The 333-nt window shown below is 63.1% G+C and carries 1 protein-coding gene; it reads right to left on the bottom strand.

Going from position 1 to position 333, the window contains the following annotated elements; all coding sequences use genetic code 11:
• Window positions 1-94: 94 nt before the first annotated feature.
• On the bottom strand, window positions 95-307 hold the full coding sequence (locus OIE75_RS36220) for an MbtH family protein (RefSeq protein ID WP_122616379.1): 213 nt from the start codon (window positions 305-307) through the stop codon (window positions 95-97).
• Window positions 308-333 lie beyond the last annotated feature (26 nt).

The following is a 333-nucleotide window of genomic DNA, read 5'->3' as shown; positions in this document are numbered from 1 at the left end:
ACCTGACCTGACCTCCTCGGCTTTCGACTGCCCGTGAGCGGCACAGGAGCCGGCTGCTCGGCCGGCTGACAACTCGTGGTGCGGAGCGGTGGAGCTAGTTGTTCTCCATGGCCTTGATCAGGCTGTTGGGGCGGAGGTCGGTCCAGTTGGTCTCGATGAAGTCCATGCATTCCTGGCGGCTGGACTCACTGAGGATCACCTCCCAGCCGGCCGGTACGTCGATGAAGGCGGGCCACAACGAGTGCTGCCCCTCGTCGTTGACGAGCACGAGGTAGGTGGCTTCCGGGTCCTCGAAGGGGTTGGTCATTTACGTTTCCCTCTCTGGCTGCTGAC

It is taken from the genome of Streptomyces sp. NBC_01723 (genome assembly GCF_036246005.1).
Taxonomy (GTDB): Bacteria; Actinomycetota; Actinomycetes; order Streptomycetales; family Streptomycetaceae; genus Streptomyces.
The sequence above is the reverse complement of the archived record's forward strand: the minus strand, read 5'-3'. Positions and strand labels throughout refer to the sequence as shown.